Annotated in this window: 26 protein-coding genes and 1 riboswitch; of the genes, 16 read left to right on the top strand and 10 right to left on the bottom strand. The window is 61.9% G+C overall.

The features are described from left to right. The first annotated feature begins 3 nt into the window (after positions 1-3). The 4 genes from AC2A04_RS02045 to AC2A04_RS02060 all read left to right on the top strand — a co-directional run bounded on the left by AC2A04_RS02045 (position 4) and on the right by AC2A04_RS02060 (position 2,205). The gene (locus tag AC2A04_RS02045) at positions 4-756 is read left to right on the top strand and encodes a sulfite exporter TauE/SafE family protein (protein WP_484210646.1); all 753 of its coding nucleotides are present in this window, start codon (positions 4-6) and stop codon (positions 754-756) included. An 81-nt stretch (positions 757-837) separates the two neighbouring features. Next, positions 838-1,143 (top strand): alkylphosphonate utilization protein, encoded by a 306-nt coding sequence (locus AC2A04_RS02050; protein ID WP_484210647.1) that lies wholly within the window; start codon positions 838-840, stop codon positions 1,141-1,143. A gap of 235 nt (positions 1,144-1,378) precedes the next feature. After that, complete coding sequence (locus AC2A04_RS02055) at positions 1,379-1,672, top strand: hypothetical protein (protein WP_484210648.1); 294 nt, start codon at positions 1,379-1,381, stop codon at positions 1,670-1,672. 221 nt (positions 1,673-1,893) lie between these two features. Further along, positions 1,894-2,205 carry a hypothetical protein gene (locus AC2A04_RS02060; RefSeq protein ID WP_484210649.1) on the top strand — a complete coding sequence of 104 codons (312 nt, stop codon included), beginning with the start codon at positions 1,894-1,896 and terminating at the stop codon, positions 2,203-2,205. A 17-nt stretch (positions 2,206-2,222) separates the two neighbouring features. On the opposite strand, the gene AC2A04_RS02065 is transcribed toward AC2A04_RS02060, so the two are convergent. From AC2A04_RS02065 to AC2A04_RS02075, 3 genes are all read right to left on the bottom strand, one after another. Then, complete coding sequence (locus tag AC2A04_RS02065) at positions 2,223-2,642, bottom strand: hypothetical protein (protein WP_484210650.1); 420 nt, start codon at positions 2,640-2,642, stop codon at positions 2,223-2,225. 26 nt (positions 2,643-2,668) lie between these two features. Then, on the bottom strand, positions 2,669-3,052 hold the full coding sequence (locus tag AC2A04_RS02070; protein ID WP_484210651.1) for a nuclear transport factor 2 family protein: 384 nt from the start codon (positions 3,050-3,052) through the stop codon (positions 2,669-2,671). Between the two features lie 90 nt (positions 3,053-3,142). Beyond that, positions 3,143-3,349, bottom strand: coding sequence for a cold-shock protein (locus AC2A04_RS02075; protein ID WP_484210652.1), 207 nt, complete (start codon positions 3,347-3,349; stop codon positions 3,143-3,145). Between the two features lie 309 nt (positions 3,350-3,658). Here AC2A04_RS02075 and AC2A04_RS02080 point away from each other — a divergent pair, with 309 nt between their 5' ends. After that, positions 3,659-4,126 carry a YaiI/YqxD family protein gene (locus AC2A04_RS02080; protein WP_484210653.1) on the top strand — a complete coding sequence of 156 codons (468 nt, stop codon included), beginning with the start codon at positions 3,659-3,661 and terminating at the stop codon, positions 4,124-4,126. 64 nt (positions 4,127-4,190) lie between these two features. After that, positions 4,191-4,325 carry a hypothetical protein gene (locus AC2A04_RS02085; RefSeq protein WP_484210654.1) on the top strand — a complete coding sequence of 45 codons (135 nt, stop codon included), beginning with the start codon at positions 4,191-4,193 and terminating at the stop codon, positions 4,323-4,325. A gap of 46 nt (positions 4,326-4,371) precedes the next feature. Here AC2A04_RS02085 and AC2A04_RS02090 read toward each other — a convergent pair whose 3' ends face one another. The 5 genes from AC2A04_RS02090 to AC2A04_RS02110 all read right to left on the bottom strand — a co-directional run bounded on the left by AC2A04_RS02090 (position 4,372) and on the right by AC2A04_RS02110 (position 8,657). Beyond that, entirely contained in the window at positions 4,372-4,842 is a 471-nt protein-coding gene (locus tag AC2A04_RS02090) for a hypothetical protein (protein ID WP_484210655.1), read from the bottom strand. Between the two features lie 170 nt (positions 4,843-5,012). Beyond that, positions 5,013-5,423 carry a hypothetical protein gene (locus tag AC2A04_RS02095; protein WP_484210656.1) on the bottom strand — a complete coding sequence of 137 codons (411 nt, stop codon included), beginning with the start codon at positions 5,421-5,423 and terminating at the stop codon, positions 5,013-5,015. A gap of 100 nt (positions 5,424-5,523) precedes the next feature. After that, complete coding sequence (locus tag AC2A04_RS02100; protein ID WP_484210657.1) at positions 5,524-5,778, bottom strand: DUF5654 family protein; 255 nt, start codon at positions 5,776-5,778, stop codon at positions 5,524-5,526. 172 nt (positions 5,779-5,950) lie between these two features. After that, complete coding sequence (thiC, locus tag AC2A04_RS02105; RefSeq protein WP_484210658.1) at positions 5,951-7,846, bottom strand: phosphomethylpyrimidine synthase ThiC; 1,896 nt, start codon at positions 7,844-7,846, stop codon at positions 5,951-5,953. A 31-nt stretch (positions 7,847-7,877) separates the two neighbouring features. Continuing rightward, positions 7,878-7,985: riboswitch (TPP riboswitch) on the bottom strand. Positions 7,986-8,045: 60 nt separating this feature from the next. After that, positions 8,046-8,657, bottom strand: coding sequence for a DUF2585 domain-containing protein (locus AC2A04_RS02110; RefSeq protein WP_484210659.1), 612 nt, complete (start codon positions 8,655-8,657; stop codon positions 8,046-8,048). A 180-nt stretch (positions 8,658-8,837) separates the two neighbouring features. On the opposite strand from AC2A04_RS02110, the gene crtY reads away from it, so the two are divergent. The 6 genes from crtY to AC2A04_RS02140 all read left to right on the top strand — a co-directional run bounded on the left by crtY (position 8,838) and on the right by AC2A04_RS02140 (position 14,739). After that, entirely contained in the window at positions 8,838-10,034 is a 1,197-nt protein-coding gene (crtY, locus tag AC2A04_RS02115; RefSeq protein ID WP_484210660.1) for a lycopene beta-cyclase CrtY, read from the top strand. Then, entirely contained in the window at positions 10,031-11,509 is a 1,479-nt protein-coding gene (locus AC2A04_RS02120; protein WP_484210661.1) for a phytoene desaturase, read from the top strand. The genes crtY and AC2A04_RS02120 overlap by 4 nt, the downstream gene beginning before the upstream one ends. Beyond that, positions 11,506-12,087, top strand: coding sequence for an LOG family protein (locus AC2A04_RS02125; protein ID WP_484210662.1), 582 nt, complete (start codon positions 11,506-11,508; stop codon positions 12,085-12,087). Before AC2A04_RS02120 ends, AC2A04_RS02125 begins: the two co-directional genes overlap by 4 nt. Positions 12,088-12,090: 3 nt before the next feature. Continuing rightward, the gene (locus AC2A04_RS02130) at positions 12,091-13,074 is read left to right on the top strand and encodes a phytoene/squalene synthase family protein (RefSeq protein WP_484210663.1); all 984 of its coding nucleotides are present in this window, start codon (positions 12,091-12,093) and stop codon (positions 13,072-13,074) included. Positions 13,075-13,144: 70 nt separating this feature from the next. After that, positions 13,145-13,993 carry a cytochrome b/b6 domain-containing protein gene (locus AC2A04_RS02135; RefSeq protein ID WP_484210664.1) on the top strand — a complete coding sequence of 283 codons (849 nt, stop codon included), beginning with the start codon at positions 13,145-13,147 and terminating at the stop codon, positions 13,991-13,993. Next, entirely contained in the window at positions 13,990-14,739 is a 750-nt protein-coding gene (locus AC2A04_RS02140) for a molybdopterin-binding protein (RefSeq protein WP_484210665.1), read from the top strand. The genes AC2A04_RS02135 and AC2A04_RS02140 overlap by 4 nt, the downstream gene beginning before the upstream one ends. 37 nt (positions 14,740-14,776) lie before the next feature. Here the strand turns inward: AC2A04_RS02140 and gorA are convergent, their stop codons facing one another. Further along, positions 14,777-16,138: a glutathione-disulfide reductase gene (gorA, locus tag AC2A04_RS02145; RefSeq protein ID WP_484210666.1), complete on the bottom strand. Its 1,362-nt coding sequence runs from the start codon at positions 16,136-16,138 to the stop codon at positions 14,777-14,779. A gap of 89 nt (positions 16,139-16,227) precedes the next feature. Continuing rightward, a complete protein-coding gene (gene pgi, locus AC2A04_RS02150) occupies positions 16,228-17,766 on the bottom strand; it encodes a glucose-6-phosphate isomerase (protein ID WP_484210667.1) in 1,539 nt (512 codons plus the stop codon). Positions 17,767-17,932: 166 nt separating this feature from the next. On the opposite strand from pgi, the gene lepB reads away from it, so the two are divergent. From lepB to AC2A04_RS02170, 4 genes are read left to right on the top strand one after another with little or no spacing between them, the layout of a single operon-like run. Further along, positions 17,933-18,784, top strand: coding sequence for a signal peptidase I (gene lepB, locus AC2A04_RS02155; protein WP_484210668.1), 852 nt, complete (start codon positions 17,933-17,935; stop codon positions 18,782-18,784). Next, positions 18,757-19,455 (top strand): ribonuclease III, encoded by a 699-nt coding sequence (rnc, locus tag AC2A04_RS02160; RefSeq protein WP_484211669.1) that lies wholly within the window; start codon positions 18,757-18,759, stop codon positions 19,453-19,455. Before lepB ends, rnc begins: the two co-directional genes overlap by 28 nt. Positions 19,456-19,504: 49 nt before the next feature. Beyond that, positions 19,505-20,398 (top strand): GTPase Era, encoded by an 894-nt coding sequence (gene era / locus AC2A04_RS02165; protein ID WP_484210669.1) that lies wholly within the window; start codon positions 19,505-19,507, stop codon positions 20,396-20,398. Next, positions 20,386-21,222, top strand: a complete 837-nt coding sequence (locus tag AC2A04_RS02170; RefSeq protein ID WP_484210670.1) for an SGNH/GDSL hydrolase family protein — start codon at positions 20,386-20,388, stop codon at positions 21,220-21,222. The genes era and AC2A04_RS02170 overlap by 13 nt, the downstream gene beginning before the upstream one ends. Positions 21,223-21,316: the final 94 nt, after the last annotated feature.

The raw sequence follows: 21,316 nt of genomic DNA on the forward strand, positions 1-21,316 counted from the left end.
CCGATGCTTTTGTCCGACCCCGCCACTGTCGCGGTTTGCGTTCTGGCCGTCATCCTCGTGGGCCTTGCGAAGGGTGGCTTTTCGGGCCTCGGCGCGCTTGGAACGCCAGTTGCGGCACTCGTTCTTCCGCCTTCGACCGCCGCGGCAATTCTGTTGCCGATCCTGATCGTGCAGGACGTGATCAGCGTGTGGTCGTTTCGCCATGCCTGGGACAGATGGATCGTCGGCTGGATGCTGCCGGGCGCGGTGGTTGGTATCGCGATCGGGTGGGCGCTCGCGGCATTGATCGACGAGAAGGCGCTCATGGGCGTGCTCGGAGCGATTACCTTGCTATTCGGACTTTACCGGTTGTGGGTGGAACGCGGCAGTCGCGAAGTGGCGGCATCCACCTCACCTGGCTGGGTCGGAGCGTTTTTTGGCATGGCTACGGGCTTTACCAGCCAGGTCGCCCATGCCGGCGGACCGCCGTTCCAGATGTGGGTGACGCCGCGCAAGCTGCCGCATCTTACTTACGCTGGCACCAACGCGATCCTGTTTGCGGCGATCAACTGGATCAAGGTTCCCAGCTACATCATGCTCGGCGCGTTCACTCACGAAGTGGTTGTGGCAGCGGCCATTCTCATTCCGCTGGCCGTCGGAACAACGTTGCTTTCGATCCGCATCGTCCGGGTGCTCAAGCCGGAACGCTTCTATACCATCATCTACGTCCTGATGGTCCTGCTCGGTGCAAAGCTGATTTTCGACGCCTTTGTCTGACCATGCTTTGTGCTGGCAATCGCGCGTCCAACCTGCCAGTCGCATCCTCGGAAATCCGCAGAGACCAGAGGGGAAGCCGACATGGCTGAGGACGAAGACTACGTGTACGACGAGGAAAGCGGCGAATGGATGCCGGCGTCCGAACTTGCTGCCCGACAGGCTGCTGCCGGTGCGGTCGAAGTACGCGATGCGGTCGGGAACATCCTTGCCGATGGTGATCAAGTGACGCTGATCAAGGATCTCGAAGTCAAGGGGGCCGGACAGACGCTCAAGCAGGGGACGCTGATCAAATCGATCCGGTTGACCGGCGACGCTCAGGAGATCGACTGCAAGTATCCGGGCATCAAGGGCCTCGTGCTTCGAGCCGAATTCGTTCGCAAGCGCTAAGCCGCCTCAGCGTGAGCCTAGCGAATTCGTATGTGCCGCATACGTCCCTAGGGGCACCCGTCCGTCAATGTTCGTCTAAGCTGCTGAATAACAACGAATATCCTTGGTGGGTGCAAATCATGCAACCGTCTTGTCTTGAAATACAATTGCGGCGCTGCACACAAAACCTATGCTGCGACGCAACAAGATAAGGGTGCTGAAGGCAATCTTTCCTTATCTTCCAGGAGAAATTGCCATGATCAAGTTTTTCGCTACCGCCGCCATCGCCTTCCTCGCCGCTCCGGTCGTAGCCATCGCTGCTGAAGCAGACGCCGGCAGCTTCACCTACAAGGGCGTGAAGTACGACTACACCGCCGAGCAGCAGGGTGAAGTCAAGGTGCTCAAGGGCTCCGCCTACGCCGGCAAGGTGCCTTTCGAACTGCGCGTCAGCAAGCGCGCCGTCACGGGCAAGTTCAACGGTCGTCCGGTGTCGTTCGACGTCAAGGACGTGAAGCCGATCGCCAGCAAGGCCGCTTCGCTCGCTGACTGAAAGCGTAGCAATACGAGGCTTCCGCGCGAACTGGCCGATGGTTCGTCCGCGCGAAGTGCGAAACTCGTAAGCCGTGCCAGCTTCGCGCTGAACCGGAAATAAGACGCTGAACGAGAAGTATGACAGGGGGCGCTCCGCAAGGGCGCCCCTTCGTCGTTGCTAACGGTTCTCTAAGCATTCTTCCTTATTCTGCGACGCAGTTCACCGTGGGGGAGGACCTGATGTTTGCAGTTGCCCGCGCCGTCGTGCGCCGTCCAATACCGTTTCTGTGCGTTGCAGCCGTTATCGGCTACCTTGCTATGTCGGCCAACGAAAAGCCGAAAAAGGTCGATCCGTGGGGCCCGACTGTCGCGCAGGAAGCACCCGCAGCCCAGAAGGATTCCATGTTCGGCAAGGCTGCTGCCAAAGCAGCGGATCTCGTGACCGAGGCCGATACCACGGGAACGGTGGCGAAGGTTCGCGGCACGGTCGAAACGACGGCCAATTCCTGGGAAAACACTTCGACTGCAGTAGGCGAAGCGACCGGAAACTGATTCAGGGCGGGGTCAAACTATCGCTTTGGCCCACCTTTCAGTTCGACCGAAAGGCCGCTGCCGGGCTCGTTGGCACCGTGGGTTTCCTTGATCGTATCGATCCTGGCCTTGATCGCACCATCGTCGGCGTCCTGCTCGATCACGTAGCGCGCCAGCACCATGCCGTCGGCCACGTTCGTCACGCAGATGTATCGGATGCGCGATTGTGCTGCGAGTTCGTCGAGATCGACCGCATCAGCCAGTGCCCATGACTTCCCGCCATGCGATCGGATCGGGCGCTCACAATAGCGGCAGGTCGAAGTCAGAAGATCACCCTCGCCCCGCTCCTTGCGCGATACCGGCACGTGGGTGCGCGTGTACCAGCACTGGGTCAGCGTGTGAGAGGTGGCGGGCTTGATCAGCATGCAGGTATCGTCGCCTGCCGTGGTCAATTTCACGCAAACACGGGCTACGTAGAAATACCTTAGGCGAGCGTCACGAATATCTCGGCGATGAGCAACCACACATCGCCCGTCTTTCGCCACTTCGCGGAGTAGGTTCCTGAAGCCAGAGGCTGGAGCGCACCCGCCCGTCGGCCTTCCCAATGGCCAATCTCCATCGCGATCGGTTCGATTGCAGAAGCGGTCACCGTTTGCGTCGTTCGGACATAGATCGTCCGTTCAGAAGCTGCGAATTCCCGCTTCCAGGCAAGCAGTTGCGCCTTGCGACCCCTGATCACTGCGCTGTCGGTGCCGGTTACCAGCACGACGTCGGGAAAGAGGATGGGGCCGATCGCAGCGATATCCGCAGCTTCAAGGGCGCGATTGAACTCGGCGCGGCGCAGGCGGATGGCGATTTCGGCGGTCATGGAGCAAGCCTTGGCAGGCGTGCGCAATGATGAAAAGAGGATCATCCCCGGCGGCGAGCGAAACGCCCTGCCGCCGGGGATGAAGAGCAATCAGGCCGAAGCGAGATTGATGGCCGAAGCCTTGCCGTTACGGCCGGTCTCGACTTCGTAGCTCAGGCGCTGGTCGCGCTCGAGGGTCGACATGCCGGCAGCCTGCACGGCCGAGATGTGCACGAAGCTGTCGGTGCCGCCGTTGTCAGGCTGGATGAAGCCATAGCCCTTGTCGGTGTTGAAGAATTTCACGGTGCCTACTGGCATGAGCTGTTCCTTTCGAGAACGATGGTTGCCCGTACGCAAGAGCGCGGCCGGGCCGTGCGTCGGATCGTCATTCGAAAGGAAGTCGTCGTCAAAAGCCGCTGTCACGGCGCCGTAAAGGCCGGGAAATGCGGAGATTTTCTGCCGAAGTCCGTTGCAAAGTTCAACGTCAGCAGCGGCGCATTAGCATGAGGCAATGGGTTTACCTAATTATTCCGGATAATTGGGGGGTATCGGGGGTGCAGGCGGGTAGACGCCAGGGCATTGGCGTAGAGGTAGCCGGGCACAGCACATCTCGGTATGGCCGCCGCCATGACAGCCCCTTCCCCCGAGTCCGCCCTCATTCTCGTCGATGGCGATGCCTGCCCGGTGAAAGAGGAAATCTACAAAGTCGCCTTCCGGCGCAACGTCGCGGTAACCGTGGTAAGCAACTCGCCTTTCCGCATTCCGGTACATCCGCTGATCCGGCGCGTAGTGGTAAGCGACGGTTTCGACGCGGCGGATGACTGGATTGCCGGGGCGGCGGGCGTGCGTTCGGTCGTGGTTACCGCCGACATCCTCCTGGCCGACCGGTGCCTGAAGGCCGGGGCGATTGTGCTGTCGCCTGCGGGCAAGCCATTCACGACCAGTTCGATTGGCAGCCAGATCGCCACGCGGGCAATCATGGCGGACTTGCGCGCCGGTGGCGACATCGTCGGCGGCCCGGCCCCGTTTTCCAAGACTGACCGATCGCGCTTCCTTTCCGCGCTGGACGAGGCGCTGGCGAGGCTTTCGCGTTAGCGTTCGCTATTTTGTCCGGAAAGGCCTAGCCCCGTTGTGGGCAAGTGCCCGCTGGAGAACGATAATGGCGAAGAGCCAGAAGAAGTCGAGCCGCGAGGCGCGCAAACCCAAAGCCGAAAAGCCAAAGAAGCTCAATGCTTCCAACCCTTCGGTAAAGCCCGGCGTGGTCGCCGGTCTTGATAACATGAAGAACAAGTGAGGGATCGGCGGGCGTCGCTCCAGCCCGCCTCCCCCGGTTTTTCCGCTTAGCGGCAGCGCACGTTGCTGCGGCTGTTGCGATTGCCGCTGTCGACTGCCGCTCCCACCGCTGCGCCACCAATGGCGCCAATGATCGCACCAAGCGGCCTGCTGTCACCCGGAGCGATTGCCGCGCCCACCGCGGCACCGCCAAGGCCTCCGATGATCAGACCGGTCGAACCATCGGAGCGACGGCAATAGTACCGATTGTCGCGGCCACGATATACGCGGTCATCGTACGAGAGTTGACGTTCCCGATAGCGGCTGCTGTTGCGATAATAGCGATCTGCCTCGTAGCGATTGCCGTAGCGCGGGTCAGGGCGGTTGTAGTCGTAGCTGCCGTTCTGGGCGTAATAGCCCTGATCGTAGTAGCCCCATTCGTCGCCATTGGCGTAGCCCGGACGATCGTAGCCGGTGCTGGTACAGGCACCTGTCAGCGTCGCGGCTGCAAGTGCGGAAATCATCAGGGCCTTTTTCATGGCGCCTACTCCATTTCATGAGACGAGCGCGCGAGTGACGCTCGATGTGTCTCCTGAATGGATGGACGTGATGCGGGTTCCCGGGTTGTCCCTTGGAGTGCGGAGGAAGCCCTAAAGCAAAGTGCAGAATATCTACACTACGCTTCGTTATTAATTCTCCGCACGCTGCGCTAAAGCGCAACGTCGATCGAGACTGCGGCAAACGGACTGACGTCGTCTTCGGGGCGACCTGTGTCTGTTTGATCGACCTCAAACACATCGTCGGCACCCACGTCGGCGTCGCCATGTTCGTACTCGTCGTCCAGGGGTGGCAACGGAACATCCTCGGGCAGGTCATCGAAGCGGTCAAGGCGGTCGTGCCTGAGCACCGGATCGACTGCCGAATAGGCGTGCGGGGCGAAATAGGCTCCGCCACCGTTATCGTAATTCACTGCGACGATTTCGGGATAGGCCTCGGCGCTAGGCGCAGTCCAAGGCCGCTGGGCACCTTCTACAAGTCGTGTGGGTACTGCCTGCGAAGTGATCGCACCCAGCCCCACTCCACATGCCACGATAACGGCGAGCGCATTGCCAATTGCCACCAGTGCCTCCTGCGACTTTACCCGTCGCAGAGGCAATGAAGGAGTGGCCAGTCGGTTCCGTTCCGAATGGCTGGATGCCGCTGCATCCAGCCCGCGAACCTCAGCCCTCGGCTTCGCGCTCGAAAGCGGCGGCACCGCCAATGCGCGCGCTGATCCGGCCGAGTGTGGCCAGAACCACGACGGCGAGCAATGTCGCGACAATCGCGTAGCTGTACAGGCCGGCGAGATTGTCGCCCATGCCGAGCAGCGCGAGCGTTGCCTTGATGGCCTCGTTCCATGCCAATGCGGCCACAAGGCCGAGCGAGGCGGATGCGAGTGCGATCATGGTCTGGATCATGGCCTTGGGGTCAGTCATCTTGAACACCTCCCTGACTGAGTGACGTCATGATGGTGCAGATTGCTGCCAGGCCGCGCAAGCCCAGTTGCAACCGATTGGGTCATCGAAAAACGGACGCCCCCCCCTCGAATGAGGAAGGGGCGTCGCATTACTCATTCTTCTGATCGCAATCCGCGAGCAGACCCACCTATCAATCGTGTTCGCGGCCGCCTGCACCGATGTAGAGTTCGCGACCACCTTCGTGGTACTTCTCGCTCATCGCTTTCATGCCGGCTTCGGCCTCTGCCTCGTCAGCCACGCCTTCAGCGGCAACGAAGGTCTCGATCCCGGCATTCTGCTTGGCGGCGAATTCACGGACTTCCTGGCTGATCTTCATCGAGCAGAATTTGGGTCCGCACATCGAGCAGAAGTGAGCAGTCTTCGCGCCTTCGGCCGGAAGCGTCTGGTCGTGATACTGCTCGGCGGTTTCCGGATCGAGCGAGAGGTTGAACTGGTCACGCCAGCGGAACTCGAAGCGCGCCTTGCTGAGCGCATCGTCGCGCACCTGCGCGGCCGGATGGCCCTTGGCGAGATCGGCCGCATGTGCGGCGAGCTTGTAGGTGATCACGCCGACCTTCACGTCATCGCGATCGGGCAGGCCGAGGTGCTCCTTGGGCGTCACGTAACAGAGCATCGCGGTGCCGTACCAGCCGATCTGCGCCGCGCCGATGCCGCTGGTGATGTGGTCGTATCCCGGCGCGATATCGGTGACCAAGGGCCCGAGTGTGTAGAACGGCGCTTCGCCGCAAGCCTCGAGCTGCTTGGTCATATTCTCCTTGATCTTGTGCATCGGCACGTGGCCGGGGCCTTCGATCATGACCTGCACGTCTTCCGCCCACGCCCGCTTGGTCAGTTCACCCAGCGTGTAGAGTTCAGCAAACTGCGCTTCGTCATTGGCATCGTAGATCGAGCCCGGACGCAGGCCGTCGCCGAGCGAATAGGCGACGTCATAGGCCTTCATGATCTCGGTGATCTCGTCGAAGCGTTCATAGAGGAACGATTCCTTGTGATGCGCGAGGCACCACTTGGCCATGATCGACCCGCCACGGCTGACGATCCCGGTCATGCGCTTGGCGGCAAGCGGAATGTAGGGGAGGCGCACGCCGGCGTGGATGGTAAAGTAGTCGACGCCCTGTTCGGCCTGTTCGATAAGCGTATCGCGGAACACTTCCCAGGTCAGGTCCTCGGCAACGCCGCCGACCTTCTCAAGCGCCTGATAGATCGGCACGGTGCCGATCGGCACGGGGCTGTTGCGCAGGATCCATTCGCGGGTGTCGTGGATGTTGCGGCCCGTCGACAGGTCCATGACGGTGTCGGCGCCCCAGCGGATCGACCAGACCATCTTGTCGACTTCGCTCGCCACGTCGGAAGCAACGGCGGAGTTGCCGATGTTGGCATTGATCTTGACCAGGAAATTGCGCCCGATCGCCATTGGTTCGGATTCGGGATGGTTGATGTTGCTGGGGATGATCGCGCGTCCACGAGCGACTTCATCGCGCACAAATTCGGGTGTGACGTAATCGGGGATCGACGCGCCCCAGTCCTGCCCGTCGCGGATCAGTGCCTCCTTGGCCTGCTTGCGGCCGAGGTTCTCGCGGATGGCGACATATTCCATCTCGGGCGTGATGATACCCTTGCGGGCATAGTGCATCTGGCTGACGTTCTGCCCGGCCTTGGCGCGCAGCGGGCGCTTCACAACATTGGGGAAAGCCGGGACGCCGGCCGACCGGTCCGGACCCTTGAGGCCGTTGTCTTCCGGCTTGATCTCGCGCGCCTGGTAGTCTTCGACATCGCCGCGCGCCATGATCCAGTCGCGACGCAGCTGCGGAAGGCCTGCGGCGATGTCGATCGTCGACGTCGCATCGGTATAGGGGCCAGACGTGTCGTAGACCCGCACGGGCGGTTCGCCGCTCGAAGGTTCAAGCGAAATCTCGCGCATCGCCACGCGCACATCGGGGAAGCGCAGGCTTTCGACATGGATCTTGCGGCTCCCGCGGATCGGGCCGGTGGTCACGCCGATTTCGAGTTTGCTGTTGATGTCGGCCATGCGCGTTCCTTTGATGGACGGAACGGGAGCGCGGATTCGGGCCGGCCCTCCCTCCGCCCGTGCTAACGGGTTCAGGTTCGACGGGTCGGGCAGCGTGACCTGCCCCTCTCAGCCAGCACTGGCTCCCCGGGGTATCGCGCACCTTTTAGGCGCACTGGCGGATCGCCGCAACCTGACAATCACCGAAACGCGAAGCAGTTCACCCCGCTGCCTGCCATTCGCGCACGGCCTCCACCGGGGTGGCCAGCATGAGGACGTTCAGCGTCAGGTTGTCACGGATGTTATAGAGCGTGAACAGTTCGAATGCGATCGCAATGGCGACAGTCAGCAGCGCAGGCACACGCGCTGCGAACAGGAAGCCGACCGCCATGAACCCCATATCTGCCGCTGAATTGAGCACGCTGTCGCCCGAGTAGCCGTAGGAGACAGTGACGGCACGATAACGGTCGATGATGATTGGAGAGTTTTCGAGGATTTCCCACGATCCTTCGACCAGCACAGCAAGCGCGAGAGCCCAGACCGGAGCAACGGCGGAAAGGCCGAAGCGCCGCCAGAGCAGGTGCGCCGCGCCGTAAAACAGGAAGCCGTGTATGACATGGCTGAAGCTGTACCAGTCGGAAATCTGCTGGCTGTTCTCGGCCGATTCGACCACGCCTTGCCAGAGACGGATCGTTCCGCACGGGCATATCGGCGGACGATGCATCCCCAGCAGGATTATCATGATACCGAGCGCCACGCCGATTGCGGCAATCTTCCCCGCGCGATCGGGCAGCAGCGCAGATTGCGCCCTGGCTGGCTTCGCCTCATCCATTGGTTTCCCCTCCAAACTCCCTGCCCTTTCTGACGGGTGCCTTGTCCGGGCACAAGGGCATGGTTGCACGGGCAACTGCATGTCCCTAGAGCCTGACGCCATGAATTCGGTCCGAACCGACTGCCGCGTTGTTCCGCTCAAGACACGCAGGCCGCGCCATCAGGCCACGGACGCGTGAACGTGGCTGCGAGGCGTTGCGACATCGCGATCCTTGGCGGAGGGCTGGCTGGCGCGCTTGTGGCCTTGGCCTTGCGGCGTTCACACCCTGCCCTCTCGCTGCTGTTGGTCGAGCAGGCAGAAGTGCTCGGCGGCAATCATGTGTGGTCGTTCTTCGGGTCCGATGTCGGCAAGGCGGGACGGGAGCTGTTGCAGGACATGGTCGTCGCGGCCTGGCCCGAATATACCGTGCGCTTCCCCACGTTCAGCAGGACGCTGGGCACGAGTTACTACTCGATCACCTCCGAACGGCTCGACGCGGTAACGCGGGCAGTGCTAGACCGCGACGAGATCGTGACCGGAGTCCGCGCGCTCGCCTGCAGTGCCACCAACGTGACCCTTTCGGATGGGACACGGATCGAGGCCGGTGCGGTTGTCGATGCGCGAGGCATCCGGAATCTTGGCCATCTTACAGGGGGATGGCAGAAGTTTCTTGGGCAGCGTCTGAAGCTGGAAGCGCCGCATGGTCTGGACGCACCGCTCGTCAAGGATGCGACGGTCGAACAGCATGACGGCTATCGCTTCGTCTATTGCCTGCCCTTTGCTTCTGATGAGGTCTTCGTCGAGGATACTTATTATTCCGACAACACCACGCTGGACACGACGGCATTGTCCGCCCGCATTGCCGACTATGCCAAGGCACGCGGATGGGTGGTTCGTGAGGTGTTAAGTGAAGAGCATGGCGTGCTGCCGGTGGTTGCCGGGGGCGACTTTGACGCATTCTGGCGCTCGACCGGCGGTGCAGTGGCGCGCGCCGGAACCCGGGCGGGGTTGTTCCAGGCGGTCACCAGCTATTCGCTTCCCGATGCGGTGCGCTTCGGGCTCGCTCTGGCAAGGCAGGATGATCTGAGCGGTCCGGCGCTGGCGTCGTTCAGCGAGCAATGGTCGCGCAAGCACTGGAAACGTGCGGCCTACATGCGATCGCTGGCTGCCATGTTGTTTGCCGCAGCAGAGCCCGATGTGCGTTATCGCGTTCTCGAACGCTTCTATCGGCTCGACCGCCGATTGATCGAGCGCTTCTATGCCGGGCGCCTCACTGCGCTCGACAAGGCGCGCATTCTCATCGGCAAACCGCCTGTGCCGATCGGCAAGGCCATAGGTGTGCTGACCGGTCTCGGCGCCAGGCCGCAACCCCTCTCGCTTGCAGGAAATCGCGCATGAAGCGTGCATGTGTCATCGGTGCCGGATTTGGCGGCCTCGCCCTTGCCATCCGGCTGCAATCCGGCGGTGTGCAGACCACGCTGATCGAAGCGCGCGACAAGCCCGGCGGGCGGGCCTACGTCTGGGAAAAGGATGGTTTCACCTTCGATGCCGGGCCGACGGTCATCACCGATCCGTCTTGCTTGCAGGAACTCTGGGCGCTCAAAGGCCATCGCATGGCCGATGACGTCGACCTCATGCCAGTCATGCCGTTCTATCGTCTCAACTGGGCCGACGGCACGAATTTCGACTACTCGAACGACGATGCCAGCCTGAAGGCCGAGATTGCCAAGCTCAATCCCGCGGATGTTGCGGGCTATGACGATTTTCTCGATTATTCGGCAGGCGTGCTGGAGGAAGGCTACGTCAAGCTCGGCGCAGTCCCGTTCCTCGACTTTGCGAGCATGATCAAGGCGGCCCCTGCGCTTGCCCGCTATCAGGCCTGGCGCTCGGTCTATTCGATGGTCTCGTCTTTCGTGAAGAACGAGAAGCTGCGCGAGGCATTCAGCTTCCACTCGTTGCTGGTCGGCGGAAATCCGATGACCACAAGCGCGATCTATGCGCTGATCCACAAGCTCGAGAAGAATGGCGGCGTGTGGTGGGCGCGTGGCGGAACGAACAAGCTGATCGAAGGAATGCTTACACATTTCAGAAGGTTGGGCGGCGAAGTTCGCATCGGGGATCCAGTTACACATGTCTCTACGCTGGGCACGCGCGTTACCGGGGTCGAGACCAGAAGCGGTTGGTCGGGGCAGTTCGATGCCGTGGCGTCGAATGCCGACCTGATGCATTCATACCGCGATCTTATGCCTGATAATCTACATGCAAAACGGCGCGCAAAGGCTCTGTCCAAAAAGCGTTTTTCTCCGAGCCTGTTCGTCGTCCACTTTGGCTTGGAAGGCACTTGGCCGGGCATCCCGCACCACATGATCCTGTTCGGTCCGCGCTACAAAGGGCTGCTCGACGACATCTATACCCACGGCGTGCTGCCCGAGGATTTCTCGATCTACCTGCATCATCCGACCGTGACGGACCCCTCGGTGGCGCCGGAAGGCATGAGCACGTTCTACGCGCTGGTGCCGGTGGCCAACATGGGCAAGCTGCCGGTCGACTGGGACCAGGTGGGGCCAATCCTCGAAAAGCGCATTCTCGATGAAGTGGGGCGCAGGCTGATCCCGGACATTCATTCGCGTATCGTAACGAAGTTCAGCTATGCGCCGAGCGACTTCAAGGCGGACCTTTCCGCCCATCTCGGCAGCGCCTTCAGCCTGGAACCACTGCTTACGCAAAGCGCCTGGTTCCGCGCGCACAATCGTGACGATACGATTTCGAACTTCTACCTTGTCGGCGCGGGCACCCACCCGGGCGCTGGCATTCCCGGCGTGGTCGGATCGGCCAAGGCCACGGCGGGACTGATGCTGGAGGATCTGGCTTGAAGCGAATTGCCGTCTATTGCGGGTCCGCAACGCCTGCAGACCATCGTTACGTTACGCTTGCCCGCGACGTAGGGCAGGAACTGGCGCGCCGCGGAATTGGCGTAGTCTATGGCGGCGGGCGCATGGGATTGATGGGCGCGGTTGCCTATGGCGCGCTCGATGCCGGCGGAGAAGTGATCGGCGTCATTCCCGAAGGGCTCGTGGGTAGTGAGGTAGCCAACTACGACTGTACCGACCTGCAGGTCGTAGCGGGCATGCACGAACGCAAGAAGCGCTTTACCGACCTGTCGGACGGATTCCTGACCATTCCCGGCGGCGTGGGCACGATGGACGAGTTGTGGGAAGCGGTCAGCTGGGCGCAGCTTGGCTATCACGCAAAGCCTGTCGGCCTGCTCAACGCCTTTGGGTTCTACGATCATCTGCTCGCTTTCAACCGGCACATGATCGAGGTGGGCTTCATTCGCGAGGCTCATGCCGGCATCATTCTGGCCGAGCCCAGCCTCGACCTGCTCCTTGCCCGCATGGCAGCGCACGAACCCCACGTGCCGATCTTCGCGATGAAAGCGGACGATCTTTGACCGATGCTTGATCGGAAGGATCTCGTTAGTAACGCCCGAACGTCGATCATGAAGGGCTCGAAAAGCTTTGCCGCCGCCAGCCACTTGTTCGACCGCGAAACGCGCGAGCGCGTCTGGTTGCTCTACGCCTGGTGCCGCAGATGCGATGACATCATCGATGCACAGGACCACGGCGGCGCGCTGGGTGACCAGAGCGGGGCAGCGGAGCGTCTGCTGCTGGTGCGCGAGAAGACGACATTGGCCTTCGCGGGACGCGAGACAGACGATCCGGCGTTCGACGCTCTCGGACTTGTCGCGCGCGAGACCGGATTGACCCTGGAGATGGCAAGTGCGGTCATCGATGGCTTTGCGCTCGATGCCGCCGACTGGCAGCCCCATTCCGAAGCCGATCTCATGCGCTACTGCTGGCATGTCGCGGGTGCCGTAGGCGTGATGATGGCGGTGGTGATGGGCGTTTCACCCGACGATCAGGACACGCTCGACCGGGCCTGCGATCTTGGCCTTGCCTTCCAGTTAGCCAATATCGCGCGCGACATCGAAGAGGACGACGCGGCCGACCGTTGCTACGTTCCGCTCGACTGGCTGGCCGAGGAGAACATTCCGCCCGGCGAGCAGATGAAACCGCATTTCAGGCCCGCTCTTACCCGGATCGTGAAGCGTATGTGCCATACCGCGCATGTCCACGAGTGTTCGGCGCGCATCGGAGCGGCGCGGCTGACGCGCCGCCAGCGCTGGGCCATTCTGTCTGCCGCTGGAATATACGGCGAAATAGCCCGCGAGGTCGAGCGGCGCGGCGACCATGCCTGGGACCATCGCACAGTCGTTAGTAACGCGCGCAAGATTAGCTTTATCGGTAAGGCGGCACTCGCCTCGATCCGTCCCGTGCCGCGATCATGCATTGCCATGGCCAGCGAACGGCGGTTCAAGCGCGGTGACCTTATCGCGCTGGCAAAGCGCAGTCCGGAGCCGACGGGCATTGCAATGTGACTTGACTGCATCTCGCCTTGCTCATCGGCGGATTTATGGCAGGGTCTGGCAGATTGGGCGGGAGACGGTCGTGACTGAGGAAGATTCACCCGTAACGTTACCCGACGAGCCAAGCGCGAAGAGCGACCCGCTCGTCTATCGCACGAAGTTGCCGGTGCGGATCTGGCACTGGATCAATGCCGTGACGATCTTCGTCATGTTGATGAGCGGTGCGACGATCTTCAACGCCCATCCCCGCCTATATTGGGGTGCATACGGGGCGAACTACGACGATCCCTGGCTGGTGATCGGCCGTCATGGGCAGGAAGGCTATCTCTATCTTGCCGGCCTGGAAATTCCCACAACGGGATTCCTGGGCCTGACCTCAACATCGACCCGCGCGTTTCCACCGCTGGTCACGATCCCGAACTACTACAGCCTTGCCGAGGGCCGCCAGTGGCACTTCTTCTTTGCATGGGTGCTGGTGATATCGATTGTGCTTTTCGTGATCTACGCGATCGGGTCAAGGCATCTGCACCGCGATCTTGCGCTCAAGCCCGAGGAGCGCAAGCTTTCGCATCTGTGGCATGACATCAAAAGCCATGCCCGGCTGCGGTTCCCCACGGGCGAAGCGGCGCGATCGTACAATCCACTGCAGAAGATCGCCTATCTTGCGGTGATCTTCTGCCTGATCCCTCTAGTGGTGCTCACGGGCATGACGATGTCACCCACGCTCAATGCTGCCTTCCCCTGGCTTCTCGATGTCTTCGGCGGACGGCAATCCGCCCGTTCGATCCACTTCCTGTGCGCCGCAGGGTTTGCCGGGTTCATCCTTGTCCATTTGGCAATGGTGGTGCTCGCCGGCCCGCTGAACGAACTTCGCTCCATGATTACCGGCTGGTATCGCCTGCCCGCACCGCGTGAGGAGAAGCAACCATGACTCTCGTTTCACGCAGGTCGGCACTAATCGGCGCCACGGGGTTGCTCGTTGCGGGATGCGACAGGATCACCACCTCACCTGCAGTGCGCAAAGTCCTTACGCTGGGCGAGAAAGCGACGCTAAGCGGGCAGAAGTTAGTGACCGACCGTAACGCTCTTGCGCCGGAATTCACGCGTGCCGACCTTTCGCCCCGCTTCCGGGTCAACGGTAATGCCATGCCCCGTTCTCCTGAATTTGCCAGGCTCATGCAAAATGGCTTTGCCGATTGGAAGCTGGATGTCGGCGGCCTGGTGCGGACGCCGCTCAGCATCGGCATGGCAGCGCTGAAATCGGCACCCCAGCGCACGCAAATCACCCGCCATGACTGCGTGGAAGGGTGGAGCGCGATCGGAGAGTGGACCGGAACGCCGCTCGGCCCGTTATTGCGGCACGCAGGAATTTCATCGAATGCACAGTATGTTGTGTTTCATTGTGCAGATGATTTCTCAGGAACGCCCTATTACGAAAGCATCGACGTGGCCGAGGCGATGCACCCGCAGACGATCCTGGCCCACACCATGAACGGCGCTCCGCTTACCATCGAACATGGCGCGCCGATCCGGCTGCGTGTCGAACGCCAGCTCGGATACAAGCAGGCCAAATACGTGATGAAGATCGAGGCGGTCGCCTCGCTTGCCGGCATTCACGGCGGCAAGGGCGGCTATTGGGAGGACCATTCCGGGTACCAGTGGTACGCCGGGATCTGATCCCCCTGCCCCTTTTCGTCACGTTACAGGCCGCAAATCAGCGCATCAGCACAAGCTCTTCGGCCATCGAAGGGTGAAGCGCCACTGTTGCGTCAAAATCGGCTTTGGTCAGCCCGGCCTTCACCGCGATGGCCGCGGCCTGAAGGATTTCCGGCGAATCCGGGCCGATCATGTGAATGCCAAGTACCCTCTCAGACGTGCCTTCGACGATCATCTTGTAGAGTCCGCGCTCGGGCCGGTGGCCGAAGATGTTCTTCATGGGCCGAAAATCGGACGAATAAACCTTTATGTTGCCACCGAAAGCAGCGCGCGCCTGCGCCTCGGTCAGGCCCACGCCAGCAAGCGGGGGCTGTGAAAACACTGCGCTGGGGATGCAATCGTAGCTGATCTTGATGTCCTTGCCCCCGAAGACGCGGTCGGCAAAGGCCTGACCTTCGCGGATGGCAACAGGCGTGAGCTGGACCCGGTCCGTTACGTCACCGATAGCAAAGATGCTTTCGCATGATGTCTTGCCGGTGTCGTCGACCACGATCTCACCACGTTCGCCAAGCGTGATCCCTGCGCTTTCGAGCCCGAGGCCCTCGGTCTTGGGGCGGCGGCCGGTGGCGACAAGTACGACATCGGCGGGGATGGGGTCCGGCTGGCCAGCGAGAAAGACGTTGAGGCTGCCGTCTTCCTGCTTCTCGACCTTTTCGAACGGGCAGTTGAAGCGATACTGGATGCCGCGTGCCATGGTGATCTGCAGCAAGCGATCGCGCATCGATTCATCATAGCCGCGCAGAAGCGTCTCGCTGCGGTTGACGACCGTTACATGACAACCGAGAGCATTGAAAATTCCCGCGAATTCCATCGCGATGTAGCCCGCTCCCGAGATAACCACGCGCTTGGGCAGGCTTTCGAGATGGAAAACCTCGTTCGAGGTAATGCAATGCTCATTGCCTTCGAATTCGGGCATGAGCGGCCAGGCACCTGTGGCGACAAGGATGTACCTTGCGGTGATCTCGCGCCCGCTTTCGGCCAGCTTGACCGAATTGGGGCCGGTGATCGTGGCGCGCTCGAGAAAGCGCTCGACCTTGTTGTTCTCGAGCGTGGTCGTGTAGGCGGTGTTGAGCCGATCGACGTCCTTCAGGACAGCGTCACGTAACGTCGGCCAGTCGAACGACATCTTCTCGACCGTCCAGCCATAATTGGCCGCATCCTGCAATTCCTCGGCGAAGTGCGAACCATAGACGAGCAGCTTCTTGGGAACGCAGCCGCGAATGACGCAAGTACCACCGATCCGATACTCTTCGGCAACGGCCACGCGCGCGCCATGACTGGCGGCGATGCGGCTGGCGCGGACACCGCCCGAACCTGCGCCAATCACGAAGAGATCGTAGTCGAAGTCCTGCTCAGCCATCATGCGCTCCTTGTCGATGAGCGCATATGGCCTCTGGCCTTGCGCAAGACCAGAGGCATTTCAGGGCAAATTGTTAGTGACCCAAACCGTCAGCCACCGATTCCGGCGAGCGCGAGCAGGGACTCGGTCGAGGCATCGAAACCTTCACCTCCGCCCGCATCGATCTGCTTGGCGATGGCCTTGCCCAGCTCCACGCCGAACTGGTCGAACGGGTTGATGCCGAGCATCGCAGCCGAGACGAACGTGCGATGTTCGTGAAACGCGATCAGCGCACCGAGCGTTGCCGGGTTCAGTTCGTCACAAAGGATCGTGGCGGAAGGGCGATCGCCGGGATAGGCGCGTGCGCCCCCTAGCGGATCACCGGCACCCGAAGCCTTGCCTGCCATCAGCGCCGCACCCTGCGCAAAGCAGTTCGACAGCAGGATCTGGTGATGCACCGGATCGAGATCATGTCCCTGCGCCTTGACCGCGAGGAAATCGACCGGGATCAGGTGCGTACCCTGGTGGAGCAGCTGGAACACGGCATGCTGGGCATCGGTGCCGACCCCGCCCCAAGTCACCGGCGCGCTCGGCCGGGTGAGCGGCGTGCCATCTGCCAGCACGCGCTTCCCGTTCGATTCCATTTCGAGCTGCTGGAGATAGTCGGGCAGCAAAGCGAGCCGTTCGTCATAGGCGAAGACCGCGCGGGTCTGGCAACCGCGCACTTGCGCATAGTAGAGATCGGCGAAGGCCGCGCGCGCGACGACGTTTTCGGCAAGGTCAGTATCGACGAAATGACGGTCGATCGCGGCGGCACCGTCGAGGAATTCGGCAAAGCCTTCCCAGCCAAGGGCGATGGCGACCGGGAAGCCGATCGAGGACCATAGCGAATAGCGTCCGCCGACCGTTTCGGAGAACGGCAGAACGCGGGTTTCATCGACGCCCCATTCGACGGCCTTTTCAGGTGCGGCGGTAAGGGCGATGACGCGGCCATAAGGATCGGCAACGCCGTTCTCGCTCAGCCATTCCAGCGCCGAGGCGGCGTTTGTCATGGTTTCGGTGGTGGTGAATGTCTTGGACGCAAGCGCGATGATCGTGCTCTGCGGGTCGCAAGCGTTCATTGCCGCCTCGAGCGCGCAGCCATCGATGTTCGAGACGACATGAACCGCAACCTTGGCGCCATCGCGCGTCAGCGCGTCGATCGCCAGCGCCGGGCCCAAGGCCGAACCGCCAATGCCGATGTGGATCAGGCTCTTCACTTCGCCGAGCGCGCCGTCATGGATGGCATCGACGAGCATGCGCATGCGCGCGTGAAGGGCTTCGGCCTCCTCGACGCTGGCATCCTTGCCAATGCCGCGCTCGGCGGTGTGTTCAGCGGCGCGGCCTTCGGTATTGTTGATCTTCTCGCCATTGATCAAGGCGGCGCGACGGCCTTCGACGTCCATCGCTGCGGCAATTGCGCCGAACATCGCCATGACTTCCATCGACAGGTGAGTCTTTGACCAGTCAAACCGGATGGCGCCGCCCGGAAGATCGAGCGTGGTCGCAAAGGTATCGAGCCGCGAGGGATCTTCAAACAGGCTCTTGAGCGTTGGCCGGGGCAGGCCATCGAGCGCCGTCCAATAAGTTTCCGCTTCGGCTACGGTCATGGCAATCCTCTTTCGTTTCGCAACTGCGAGACCGACCTATGCCCGCTGCTTGGCTTCGCGCCAAGCCGCTGTTCACCTGCCGGCAAGCTTCGCAGACGTATTTCGGGACTGTATTATTAAAACAACACACTTGACGAAGGGCACCTGTGGCAACATGACCGCGACGATGAACGACACGCCCGAAGCCTCGCCCACGCCCGCTCAGTCGGCCTCGGCCCACCCTACGCCGGCAAAACCGGAGAAGAAGGAGGACAGTTTTCCCGTCTTCCTGATCAAGCTCGTGCTGGTCGTGGCAATCTTCCGCAGCTTCATCTTTGCGCCGTTCAACATTCCTTCGGAATCGATGCTGCCTCGGCTGGAGAACGGCGACTACCTGCTCGCCGCCAAATGGCCCTTCGGCTACAGCAAATATTCGCTGCCGTTCAGCGCGCCGTTGATCCCCGGTCGGATTCTGGCAAATCAGCCAACGCGCGGCGATGTGGTGATCTTCAAGGCGCCTCCCGGCAACGATGTCGACTATATCAAGCGCGTGATCGGTCTGCCGGGCGATACCGTCCAGATGATCGGCGGGACGCTGCACCTCAACGGCAAGCCGGTGCCAAAACAGCGCGTTGCAGACTTTGTCATCGCCGTCACGCCCAACACTGATTGCCTCTCGCCGGAATTCGAGGCGACCGAGAAGGACGGCAAGGCGACCTGCCATTACCCGCAGTATCGCGAGACGCTGCCTGAAGGCAAAACCTACAACGTGCTCGACCTCGGCTATCGCCCGCAGGACGACACCCCGCCGGTAGTCGTGCCCGAAGGCCAGATGTTCCTGATGGGCGACAACCGCGACAACTCGATGGACAGCCGGTTCCCTGCCATGGAAGGCGCCGGGATCGGCCTGGTCCCGCAGGAGAACCTCGTCGGCCGCGCAACCGTGATGATGTGGTCTACCGATGGCAGCGCGAACTGGTTCCTGCCGTGGACCTGGTTCACCGCCGCACGCTGGAACCGGATCGGAGGCACGTTCTGAGCACGTTGGCCGCACAGGCCTCCGCCTATGTCGCGGAGTTGACCGGCGCGCCCCCTGCCCGCGCGGACCTTTGGGCCGAGGCGCTCACGCATGGCTCTATGGGCGAAAAGCGCGATTACCAGCGCCTGGAATTCCTTGGCGACCGGGTGCTTGGGCTCGTGATCGCCGAATGGCTGCACGAAAAGAGCGACGCTGCCGAGGGCAAGCTCTCGCAACGGCTCAACGCGCTGGTCAGCCGCGAGACCTGCGCCGACGTGGCGCGCGCAATTGCACTGCCTCTCCACATCCGCCTCGGAAAGCAGGCGCGTGACGATGGCGGCGCGCAAAGCGACAACATCCTGGGCGACGTGATGGAAGCGCTGATCGGGGCGCTTTTCGTCGAACGCGGCTTCGAAGCCGCACGCGATTTCGTGCGCAAGGTCTGGGAAAAGCCCATGGTTTCGGGCACCGGCCAGCGCAAGCACCCCAAGGCGGCGCTGCAGGAATGGGCGGCCGGCAACCGCCGCAAGCCGCCGGTCTACACCATGGTCACTCGCGAAGGTCCCGATCACGCCGCAACCTTCACCGTTTCGGTCGAGGTCAAGGGCGTGGGCGAGGCAAGCGCGCGCGGATCGAGCAAGCAGGAAGCGGAGACCGCTGCTGCCCTGGCATTCATGCAGGCTTATGCCTGAAGGCCGATTGGCCTATACTCCCCCGATACACTGACAGAGATTTTCACAGATGACCGAAAAATGTGGCCTCGTGGCCGTGCTTGGCGCGCCGAACGCCGGAAAATCCACCCTCGTCAATTCGCTCGTGGGGCAGAAGGTGGCAATCGTTTCGGCCAAGGCGCAGACCACGCGCGCGCGCCTGATGGGCATCGCGCTGGAGGGTGAGGCCCAGATCATACTGGCGGACACGCCCGGCCTGTTCGAACCCAAGCGCAGGCTGGACCGGGCGATGGTCAGTGCCGCTTGGGACGGTGCGCAGGAAGCTGACGCGATCCTGCTGGTGGTCGATGCGCGCAAGAAGAAGCGCGATTACCTCGAACCTATCCTTGAAAGCCTAAAAGGCAGGCCAGAGCGCAAGATCCTGGTGCTTAATAAAGTCGATTCCACCGCCAAGGAACCGCTGCTGATTATGGCCGAGGAACTCTCGGCCGATGCAGCCTTCGACGAAGTATTCTTCATTTCGGCGCTGACCGGCGATGGCGTGCCTGAATTGAAGCAACGCCTTGCCGCGCTGATGCCCGAGACCGCCTGGCATTATCCCGAGGATCAGGTCTCCGATGCCAGCGAGCGCCTGATGGCTGCGGAAATCACACGCGAGCAATTGTACCGCCAGCTTCATGACGAGCTGCCTTACGACAGCACCGTTCGCCCGGAAAAGTACCTTCACCGCAAGGATGGATCGATCGAGATTCACCAGCAGATCGTGATCACGCGCGAAACGCAGCGCGCCATCGTGCTTGGCAAGGGCGGTTCGAAGATCAAGTCGATCGGCGAGGCATCGCGCAAGGAGCTTTCGACTCTGCTCGAGACCAAGGTCCATCTGTTTCTGCACGTGAAAGTGGACGAGCGGTGGGCTGACGCCAAGGAAATCTACGAGGAAATTGGGCTCGAATGGGTCAAGTGAAGCCGTTCTGGGCCTTGCTGGCCTTCGCGGGGGCACTTGCGGGGCCATCCGCCCTGGCAAAGCCCGCCGGCCTGGCCGAAGGCGCGCGCTACGTGGCCATGGGCAGTTCGTTTGCCGCCGGGCCGGGCGTCGGTCCGGTTACGCCCGGAACGCCGCCACGCTGCGGCCGGGGCACACTGAACTACCCCAATCTTCTGGCGCAGAAGCTGAAGCTCGACCTTGTCGACGCGACCTGCAGTGGCGCCACCACGGAACATGTGCTGGGGCCATGGAAGGAACTGCCGCCGCAATTGGACAGCGTGGATGCCACGACGCGGCTGGTCACGATCACCATCGGCGGCAACGACGTGGCCTTTGTCGGCAACATCTTCGCAGCCGCCTGCGAGGGGATGACAGTGCCAGAGCCGCGCTGCCAGCCATGGCGCGCAGTGAGCGAGCAGGAATGGCGCGATGACGAGCAGCGCATGCGCACCATCGTGCGCGAGGTGCGCAAGCGTGCACCTGACTCAAGAATCGTGCTGGTCGATTACATCACAGTATTGCCGCCAAAAGGGACGTGCGAGGCCGTGCCGATCACGCCCGAGCGGATGGCCTACAGCCGAGGCGTAGCCAAGCGCCTCGCCAGGATGACCGCCAAGGTTGCGCGCGATGAGCGTGCCGAAGTGCTGAAGTTCTCGCGCCTGTCGAAGACCCACGCACCATGTTCGGCCATGCCGTGGAGCAACGGGCTGACGGCGCCGCAGGGGGACGGCATTCCCGTCCACCCCAATCAGGCAGGCCACCGTGCTGCGGCAGAGGCTCTGGCAATACTATTGACGAAATGACGCCAGATTAACCTGATCGGGCGCGTACCAGACCGACGCAGCCCTGTACCGAGACGGGCTCCCTGCCCGATCAGACCGGGAGCCGTCGTCAGCA

This window comes from Novosphingobium sp. HNCC26DJ243, assembly GCF_057180545.1.

Coding starts and splice junctions, on each gene's coding strand:
- AC2A04_RS02045 (WP_484210646.1), top strand. CDS start 4: ATGCTTTTGTCCGACCCCGCCACTGTCGCGGTTTGCGTTCTGGCCGTC.
- AC2A04_RS02050 (WP_484210647.1), top strand. CDS start 838: ATGGCTGAGGACGAAGACTACGTGTACGACGAGGAAAGCGGCGAATGG.
- AC2A04_RS02055 (WP_484210648.1), top strand. CDS start 1,379: ATGATCAAGTTTTTCGCTACCGCCGCCATCGCCTTCCTCGCCGCTCCG.
- AC2A04_RS02060 (WP_484210649.1), top strand. CDS start 1,894: ATGTTTGCAGTTGCCCGCGCCGTCGTGCGCCGTCCAATACCGTTTCTG.
- AC2A04_RS02070 (WP_484210651.1), bottom strand. CDS start 3,052: ATGACCGCCGAAATCGCCATCCGCCTGCGCCGCGCCGAGTTCAATCGC.
- AC2A04_RS02075 (WP_484210652.1), bottom strand. CDS start 3,349: ATGCCAGTAGGCACCGTGAAATTCTTCAACACCGACAAGGGCTATGGC.
- AC2A04_RS02080 (WP_484210653.1), top strand. CDS start 3,659: ATGACAGCCCCTTCCCCCGAGTCCGCCCTCATTCTCGTCGATGGCGAT.
- AC2A04_RS02085 (WP_484210654.1), top strand. CDS start 4,191: ATGGCGAAGAGCCAGAAGAAGTCGAGCCGCGAGGCGCGCAAACCCAAA.
- AC2A04_RS02090 (WP_484210655.1), bottom strand. CDS start 4,842: ATGAAAAAGGCCCTGATGATTTCCGCACTTGCAGCCGCGACGCTGACA.
- AC2A04_RS02100 (WP_484210657.1), bottom strand. CDS start 5,778: ATGACTGACCCCAAGGCCATGATCCAGACCATGATCGCACTCGCATCC.
- thiC (WP_484210658.1), bottom strand. CDS start 7,846: ATGGCCGACATCAACAGCAAACTCGAAATCGGCGTGACCACCGGCCCG.
- AC2A04_RS02110 (WP_484210659.1), bottom strand. CDS start 8,657: ATGGATGAGGCGAAGCCAGCCAGGGCGCAATCTGCGCTGCTGCCCGAT.
- AC2A04_RS02120 (WP_484210661.1), top strand. CDS start 10,031: ATGAAGCGTGCATGTGTCATCGGTGCCGGATTTGGCGGCCTCGCCCTT.
- AC2A04_RS02130 (WP_484210663.1), top strand. CDS start 12,091: ATGCTTGATCGGAAGGATCTCGTTAGTAACGCCCGAACGTCGATCATG.
- AC2A04_RS02140 (WP_484210665.1), top strand. CDS start 13,990: ATGACTCTCGTTTCACGCAGGTCGGCACTAATCGGCGCCACGGGGTTG.
- gorA (WP_484210666.1), bottom strand. CDS start 16,138: ATGGCTGAGCAGGACTTCGACTACGATCTCTTCGTGATTGGCGCAGGT.
- pgi (WP_484210667.1), bottom strand. CDS start 17,766: ATGACCGTAGCCGAAGCGGAAACTTATTGGACGGCGCTCGATGGCCTG.
- lepB (WP_484210668.1), top strand. CDS start 17,933: ATGAACGACACGCCCGAAGCCTCGCCCACGCCCGCTCAGTCGGCCTCG.
- era (WP_484210669.1), top strand. CDS start 19,505: ATGACCGAAAAATGTGGCCTCGTGGCCGTGCTTGGCGCGCCGAACGCC.
- AC2A04_RS02170 (WP_484210670.1), top strand. CDS start 20,386: ATGGGTCAAGTGAAGCCGTTCTGGGCCTTGCTGGCCTTCGCGGGGGCA.